Source organism: Haloferax sp. ATB1 (assembly GCF_000730175.1).
Window position 1 is genome coordinate 22,348 of record NZ_JPES01000063.1, and the last position, 7,834, is coordinate 30,181.

Here is a 7,834-nt window from a genome sequence, read left to right on the forward strand (position 1 = left end):
CGCCGGCGGACGGTCATAATTCTCACTTCCCGCGGCTCGTCCCCGTCTTGTTCTCCGGGCTCCCTCATCTCCCTCATAGCTCGCCCCACCGGCCGCCGAAGCGGTCCACGACGAGGAAGCTGGCGGATGTGACGAGAAGCAGGAGACAGCCCATCGCCGTCGCGGGGCCGAGCCGTCGCCCGAGGAACCGCTCGACTGCGATGGGCATCGTGTAGCTCCCCGCGCCCTCCGCGAGGATGATTGTCGAGTCGAACTCGCCGATGCTGATGGCGACGGCGAACGCCGCGCCCGCGACGACGCCGGTCCAGACGAGCGGCAGTTCGATGTCCACGAGCGCGCGAGTTCTGGTCGCGCCGAGCGACCGCGCGGACTCCACGAGCCGGCCGTCGAGCCGGGCGAAAAGCGGCGCGACGTTCCGAGTGACGAAGGGGTACGCGCCGACGGCGTGGGCCGCGACGATGGCGAGCGCGCCGGTGACGCGGATTCGCGTCCCCAGCACGTCGACGCCGAAGACGAGGCCGCGGAGCAGGCCGAGGCCGACGACGATGCCCGAAACGGCGAAGGGGGCCATCGAGAGCACGTCGATGAGGCCGCGCCCGCGGTACCGGCGGGTCGTGAGGACGGCCATCGTCACGCCCATCGGGACGGCCACGACGAGCGTCCCCGCGGCGAAGGCCAGCGAGTTCAGGATGGCCGGGAGGGGTTTGACCTGAAAGCTCGCGCCGGTCGCCTGTCGCTCGGCGAGGAAGGCGTAGTTGGCGAGGGTGAAGCCGCCGTCGCCGCCGGTGACGCTCGCCAGTATCATGCTGGCGATGGGGACGACGAACACCAGTCCGACGACGAGGGCGTAGCCGGCGATGCCCGCCGTCCGGAGCGCCGATTTCGGCGTCCAGTCGGACGGGACGACGGACCGGCGGGGAAGCGGGTTCGCCGCGCCCCCGGCCGACCGCTGGTTCGCCTCGTACCGGAGGTAGACGGCGGTCAGCGTGATGGAGACGGCCGTCTCGACGACCGCGAGGCTGGCGGCCTCGGCGTACGCGAGGTCTCTGACCCGCGAGTAGACGAACACCTCGATGGTCGCCAGTTGGAAGCCGCCGAGCGCGAGGACGATGGGGAACGACGCGAAGGTGAAGATGAACGTCAGGGTCGCGCCGACGCCGATAGACGGCAGGAGTTGCGGGAGGACCACGTCGCGGAAGGCCCGCCGCGGGTTCGCGCCGAGCGAGCGGGCGGTCTCGACGGTCCGGGCGTCCACGCTCTCCCACGCCGCGGTGACGACGCGGGCGACGAGCGGGGCGTTGTAGAACGCGTGGGCGACGATGATGGCTTCGAGCGTGAACAGCAGTTCGACCGGCGGCAGGCCGACGAGGGAGAGCGCGCGGTTCAGCGTCCCGTTGCGGCCGAACGTCGCCACGAAGCCGATGGCGACCATGATGGAGGGCATGACGAACGGGAGGATGGTGAGCGAGCGGAGCGTCTCGCGGCCGCGGAACTCGAAGCGTGCGAACAGCCACGCGGCGGGGAGACCGAGCGCGAGGCTGGCGAGCGTCGAGTAGAACGCCTGTTTCGCCGTGAACCAGATGATGTCGACGAGGTAGAACTCGCTCGTCAGCACCGCCGCGATGGGTTCGATGGTGAGCCGACCGTCGGCGAGGACGGCGTCGGCGAAGACGGTGGCGACGGGGTAGTAAAACAGGACGAGGAGGACGACGGCGGTGAGCGCCGCGACGAGAGTGAGCAGTCGCTGTTCGAGAGCGCGGGCGACCCGGCGAACCGAGGCGCGGCTCACCGGCTCACCTCACTTGCTGGCGAACTCGCGGGCCCACGCGTCGGTCCAGTCACTCAGGTTGTCCTGAAGCCGGTCGTAGGAGAACGTGACGGCTTCCGGCGGCTCCTGCGCGTACTGCGCGAAGTCCTCGGGCAGTTCGGCGGTTGTCGTCGCCGGGAACTGGACGTTGCGGACGGCGATTTCGGCCTGCACCTCGGGCCGGAGCATGAAGTCCATGAACTCGGCGGCGAGGTCGGGGTTCGACGCGTCGGCGAAGGGGGCCATCCCCTCGGGGTTGGCGTAGCCCTGGTCGTTCAGGAAGCGAATCCGGTGTTTCGCCATGTCCTCGCCGGACTCGGCGGCGTACACCTGGTCGGTCGAATACGAGACGACCATCGGGGCCTCGCCGTTCGAGTAGGCGTTGTAGGAGTCCTCCCAGTTGCCGAGGACGCGCACGTCGTTTTCCTTCAGGCTCGCCCAGTAGTCGAGGTAGCCGTCCTCGCCCTTGGCGTCGATGGTATGGAGCAGGAACGCCTGTCCCGTCGCCGACGACGTGGGGTTCTGCGCGAGGAGCGCGCCCGCGTACTCGGACTCCAGCAGGCCGTCGAACGTCTCGGGGGCGGCGAAGTCGCCGTCGCCGTAGGTCTCGTCGTAGACGAGCGAGATGTACCCCGTGTCGTAGGGGACCGCGCGGCCCTGCGGGTCGAAGTTCAGTTGCTCGTTCACGTCGCCGATGCGGGACAGCCCCTCGGCGGGCGAGAACAGCGCCTCGTCGAGGTTCTGGTCGATGCGGACGAGCATCTGCGCGTCGAGGCCGACGTAGAGGTCCGCGCCGGACTCGACGCCCTGGAGGGCGCGCTCGATGTAGTAGTTCACGCCCGAGTCGGGCGTCTGCCACTCAAGGGTCGCGTCGAACTCGGATTCGAACGTCTCTTTCAGCCACGGCCCGGGGCTCGAACTCGGCGCGTCGACGAACGAGCCGTAGGTGCCGACGGTGAGCGTCGGCGACTCGCCGCCCGCGGTCGTCCCCTCGGCCGTCTCGGTCGTGTCGCCCGACGCTTCGGTCGTCGTCTCTCCGCCGCCGGTCCCGGTACAGCCGGCGAGGAGCGCGGAGACGCCTCCCGCCCCCGCGGCCTTCAGGAAGCTACGTCGTCTCATTACTCGGTTGTTGTACTCTGTGGTACTTAACGAGCGTGATGTTCTCGAAGGCGGTACGCGGCCGAAACCGTCGGGTTCGAGGCTCGTCGCGGGAGAACGACTTTACCCTCTGCCGGAATATCGTGAAAGGTGACTGCTTCTCGCCCGTACGTCTTCGGCGGTGTGCTCGCCCTCTTTGCGCTCCTCGCGGCGGTCATGCTCGCGGACGTGCTGGCGACGGTGTTTTTCGCCATCACCGTCGCCTACCTGCTCGTGCCGCTCAGGCGAGGCCTCGAAGCGCGCGGGGCCTCCCGGTGGGTCGCCAGCCTCGCCGCCACCGTCGTCGCGGCGGTCGGCGTCGCCGTGGTGCTCGCGCCGCTCGTCGTCATCCTCTTTCTCCGCCTGAACGACATCCTCGGCCTCGCGGCGCTCCTCCCCGACGTGGTGACCGTGGAGTTCCTCGGGATGGTCGAGACGGTGACGCTGGACGACGTGGTCGCGGTCGGCCTCGACCTGCTCCGGTCGGTCGGCCGCGCCGCCGCCACCGCCGCGCCCGTGGTGCTCATCAAACTCACGCTGTTCGGTTTCCTCGTGTTCGCGCTCCTCCTCAGCGGCGACGCCGTCGGCCGGACGCTCCTCGCGCTGGTCCCCGCCGACTACCGGGACGCGGCGACGGCGCTCAACGAGCGGGCCCGCGAGACGCTGTTCGCCATCTACGTCCTGCAGGCGGCGACCGCCGTCGGCACGTTCGCCATCGGCCTCGTCGTCTTCTGGGCGCTCGGCTACGACTACGTCGTCACGCTCGCCACGGTCGCGGCCGTCCTCCAGTTCATCCCCATCGTCGGGCCGAGCCTCCTGCTCGCGGCGATGGCCGTCTATCACGTCGCGGTCGGCGACCTCGTCGCCGCTGCGCTCGTCATCACGGTCGGCGGGTTCGCGGTCGCGTGGCTCCCGGACATCCTGATTCGCCCGCGACTCGCCAAGGAGACCGCCGACCTGCCGGGGAGCCTCTACTTCGTCGGCTTCGTCGGCGGCCTGCTTAGCCTCGGTCCGGTCGGCATCATCGCCGGCCCGCTCGTCGTCGCGCTCCTCGCGGAATCGGTGGACCTGCTCGGCGCGGAGCTACGCGTCGATGAGGGCGGAAGCGAGGAGGCCGCGAGTGACGACCCGGTCGAGACTCCCTGACCGCGCCGCCCGTCAGTCCTCGACGACCGCGCCGTCGCGGGCCTCCCACTCGGTGAGACTGCCTCGTAGAACGCCACGTCGTCGTAGCCGAGGTGCGAGAGCACGACGTAGGTGTGGCTGATGCGCCGGGCGGTGTTGCAGTAGAGGACGACTCGCCGGTCCGGCGCGATGCCCGCGGCGTCCAGAATCGAGTCGAGTTCGTCCCGCGGTTTCAGGCCGCGAGTCTCGTCGTCGACGAGTTCGCGCCAGTCGAGGTTGACCGCGCCGGGGAGGTGGCCCTCGTCGTACTCCGCGGGGTCGCGGGTGTCCACGATGACGGTCTCGGGGTCGTCGAGCGCGGCCTCGACCGCCTCGAAGTCCACGAGCGGCGTCTCGGCCGGCTCGGTTATCTCGTAGACCGTCCCCGAGACATCGGTCGCCTCGGTCGTCGTCTCGCGCTCGCGGTTCCACGCGCTGAAGTCGCCGTCGAGGAGGTGGAGTTTCTCGGGGTCGTGGCCGTAGAGGAGCGCTGTGACGAGGAAGCGCGCGGCGAACACGCCGTGGGTGTCGTCGTAGGCGACCACGTCGTCGTCGGCGGCGATGCCCGCGCCCGACAGGAGGTCGGTCCACGCGTCGCGGCCGGGGAGCATCCCCACGTCGCCGTCGGCGCTCCGGAATCTGTCGAAGGGTATCGACACCGCGCCGGGGAGGTGTCCGATGCCGTCGAACTCCCAGCCGTCCCGCACGTCCACCACGCGCACGTCGTCGAGCCGGTCCGCGAGCCAATCCGAAGAGACCACGTCTACCATGCCCCCACGTTTCCGGGCCGCGGATTTAGGTCCGCCCCTCCTCGCACCCCTCGCCACGTGTCCGGGGTAGCGGATGTTGTTGCTGGTTCCGTCGGATACCGGACTCAGACAGCGCGTGACGGCTGTTCTCCGAGTCGCTTTCGGCGTCTCCCCCGCCATATCTGGGACAATATTGCCGCATCACCCGAGGTCAGGCCGTACATGCCGTCGGTGTGAGAGTTATGGGCCTTCCTGTTGTACGGAGAAACGCGATGTCAAACTCCGATTACGCGAAGGACGTACTCGTCTCTGCGGACTGGGTGGAGAGCCACCTCGACGAGTTCCAGAGCGACGACGCGGCGTACCGACTCGTCGAAGTGGACGTGGACACCGAGGCGTACGACGAGAGTCACGCCCCCGGTGCCATCGGGTTCAACTGGGAGTCCCAGCTGCAGGACCAGACGACCCGCGACGTGCTGACCAAGGAGGACTTCGAGGACCTCCTCGGCTCGCACGGCATCTCCGAGGACTCCACGGTCGTTCTCTACGGCGACAACTCCAACTGGTTCGCCGCCTACACCTACTGGCAGTTCAAGTACTACGGCCACGAGGACGTTCACCTGATGAACGGCGGCCGCGACTACTGGGTCGACAACGACTATCCGACGACCGACGAAGTCCCGTCCTTCCCGGAGCAAGACTACACCGCCAAGGGTCCCTTCGAGGACATCCGCGCGTACCGCGACGACGTCGAGAAGGCGGTCGACAAGGGCCTTCCCCTCGTCGACGTTCGCTCGCCCGAGGAGTTCTCCGGCGAGATTCTCGCGCCCCCGGGACTGCAGGAGACCGCCCAGCGCGGCGGCCACATCCCCGGCGCGAGCAACATCTCGTGGGCCGCGACCGTCAACGACGACGGCACCTTCAAGTCCGCCGACGAACTCCGCGAACTCTACGCGGACCAGGGCATCGAAGGCGACGAGTCCACCATCGCCTACTGCCGCATCGGCGAGCGCTCCTCTATCGCGTGGTTCGCCCTTCACGAACTCCTCGGCTACGAGAACGTCACCAACTACGACGGCTCGTGGACGGAGTGGGGCAACCTCGTCGGCGCGCCCGTCGAAAAGGGTAACTGAGCCGCCTCGGCCTCGGTTCGAGTCGGACCCGACCGTACGGTTCTTTTTGCGGCTTACATCGGTAGCACGCTGATGCCGACGGCGACGAGCACGCCCGCGCCGAGAAGCACCATCACGCAGTAGCCCATGATGTCGCGGACCGACAGGCCGCTGATGGAGAGAAGCGGGATGGCCCAGAAGGGCTGAATCATGTTGGTCCACGCGTCGCCCCACGAGGCGGCGACGGCGACCCGCGGGATGGACTCGCCGGACGCCTTCGCGGCCGTGACGAGCGTCTCGCCGATGACGGCCCACTCGCCCCCGCCGGAGGGGACGAAGAAGTTCACGAGGCCGGCGGTGAAGAAGGCGAACGCCGGGAGCGTCCCGTCGGGCGCGACGGCGACCATGCCCTGTGCGATCTGCGTGGCGAGGCTGACCGAGCCCTCCGGCGCGTAGGCCATGATGCCCATGATGCCCGCGTAGAAGGGGAACTGGAGGATGATGCCCCAGACGTTCTCGACGGCCTCGACGATGGCCTCGATGTACGCCTTCGGCGTCCCGTGGAACAGCAGGCCGAGGAAGAGGAAGCCGAAGTTGACGATGTTCAGGTTGAGGTTGTTCCACGGCATCGTCCCGTTCTGGACGCCTTCGAAGAAGTACAGGGCGACCGCGAGCAGGCCGACGACGCCGATTGTCACGCCGATGCCGAGCGAGTGCTCGATACGCGTGGCGAGCGAGGCGTCGTCGGGGACGGCCGTGGAGGCCCACCCGCCGCTCGCCTGCTCGCCGCCGTCGGTCGCCGCCTCGAACTCCGCGGGTCGATTGGGGTCTTCTTCGCCTCGTCGGTCGGGTACATGAGCGCGAACAGCGCCGGCAGGAAGAGGAAGCCGACCGCGACGACCAACACGAGGTTGGCGACCGTGAAGATGGTCCCGCCGGTGCCGAACGTCGCGTCGAGGATGCCCGCTTCGATGAGGAAGTTATCCTCGGTGTTCAACAACAGCGGAATCGACCCCGCGAGGCCGCCGTGCCAGACGACGAACCCGGAGTACGCCCCGGCGACGACGATGGGGAAGTCGATGCCGCGCATCTCGGTCGCTATCTTCCGGGCGAAAAGCGCCCCGACGACGAGGCCGAGGCCCCAGTGAACGAACGACGCCCCGGCGGCGACGACCGGTACCATCGCGGCCGCGCCCCGTTCCGTGTTCGGGACGCCCGCGAGTCGCGTCAGGAGCCAGTCCACGGGCTTCGTCTGCGCGAGCGCGTAGCCGGTCATCAGGATGAGCGTCATCTGCATCCCGAACGAAAGCAGATTCCAGAAGCCGCCGTACCAGCCGTCGAGGAGCAGGTTCCCGGCGTGCCCCACCACACCGGTCCCTTCGCCCGGCGCGACCGATACCAGCGCCAGCACGAACGCCACGCCGGTCAGGATGATGGCGAACAGGAACGCGTCGGGGAGGTACTGTTCGACCAGTTTCGAACTCCGCTCCGCCGCCTGCCTGATAGCGTTTGTCATATTCCGGATTACTTCATGATAATACAATATATAATGTTTAATATTCGGGCGGGTTCGACTCGGTCGAATGTCGGGTGAGGCCCGACTCATCGGCTGGCTCGGCTCCGGCCGGACTCGCCGGTCACGGTCTCCGTGGACGCCCGTCGCGGACCCGCGCCGGACTCGCCGCCGCCGATGGGTACAAACACGAGACGGACATACGGGGCCGTATGACCGAACTCCTCGACACCCTCCGCGACGACCACGAGACGCCGCTTTCCCGACTCGGCTCCTCGAAGGCGCTGTACGCCGTCACCGGCGGCGAGATGGACGGCGACGCGGTTCGCACGGCCGCCGCGTCCGAGGCCGC

Annotated in this window: 4 protein-coding genes and 3 pseudogenes; 3 read left to right on the plus strand and 4 right to left on the minus strand. The window is 68.4% G+C overall.

Annotated features, from left to right (window positions below):
• Window positions 1–73: 73 nt before the first annotated feature.
• The gene (locus ATB1_RS10290; RefSeq protein WP_042663611.1) at window positions 74–1,789 is read right to left on the minus strand and encodes an iron ABC transporter permease; all 1,716 of its coding nucleotides are present in this window, start codon (window positions 1,787–1,789) and stop codon (window positions 74–76) included.
• A gap of 9 nt (window positions 1,790–1,798) precedes the next feature.
• Window positions 1,799–2,926: a thiamine ABC transporter substrate binding subunit gene (locus ATB1_RS10295; protein WP_042663613.1), complete on the minus strand. Its 1,128-nt coding sequence runs from the start codon at window positions 2,924–2,926 to the stop codon at window positions 1,799–1,801.
• Between the two features lie 129 nt (window positions 2,927–3,055).
• Between ATB1_RS10295 and ATB1_RS10300 the strand changes: the two genes are divergently transcribed.
• On the plus strand, window positions 3,056–4,090 hold the full coding sequence (locus ATB1_RS10300; RefSeq protein WP_042663614.1) for an AI-2E family transporter: 1,035 nt from the start codon (window positions 3,056–3,058) through the stop codon (window positions 4,088–4,090).
• A 12-nt stretch (window positions 4,091–4,102) separates the two neighbouring features.
• Here the strand turns inward: ATB1_RS10300 and ATB1_RS10305 are convergent.
• Window positions 4,103–4,878: pseudogene (locus ATB1_RS10305) on the minus strand (sulfurtransferase).
• A 251-nt stretch (window positions 4,879–5,129) separates the two neighbouring features.
• Between ATB1_RS10305 and ATB1_RS10310 the strand changes: the two are divergent.
• Window positions 5,130–5,990 carry a sulfurtransferase gene (locus ATB1_RS10310; protein ID WP_042663616.1) on the plus strand — a complete coding sequence of 287 codons (861 nt, stop codon included), beginning with the start codon at window positions 5,130–5,132 and terminating at the stop codon, window positions 5,988–5,990.
• Window positions 5,991–6,043: 53 nt separating this feature from the next.
• Here ATB1_RS10310 and ATB1_RS10315 read toward each other — a convergent pair.
• A pseudogene (locus tag ATB1_RS10315) lies at window positions 6,044–7,485 on the minus strand (short-chain fatty acid transporter).
• Window positions 7,486–7,682: 197 nt separating this feature from the next.
• Here ATB1_RS10315 and ATB1_RS23230 point away from each other — a divergent pair.
• Window positions 7,683–7,834: pseudogene (locus ATB1_RS23230) on the plus strand (transcription antitermination protein); the annotation flags it as partial.

Excerpts from the sequence above, each read along its gene's own strand:
- ATB1_RS10295 (WP_042663613.1), bottom strand. The coding sequence starts at position 2,926 with ATGAGACGACGTAGCTTCCTGAAGGCCGCGGGGGCGGGAGGCGTCTCC.
- ATB1_RS10310 (WP_042663616.1), top strand. The coding sequence starts at position 5,130 with ATGTCAAACTCCGATTACGCGAAGGACGTACTCGTCTCTGCGGACTGG.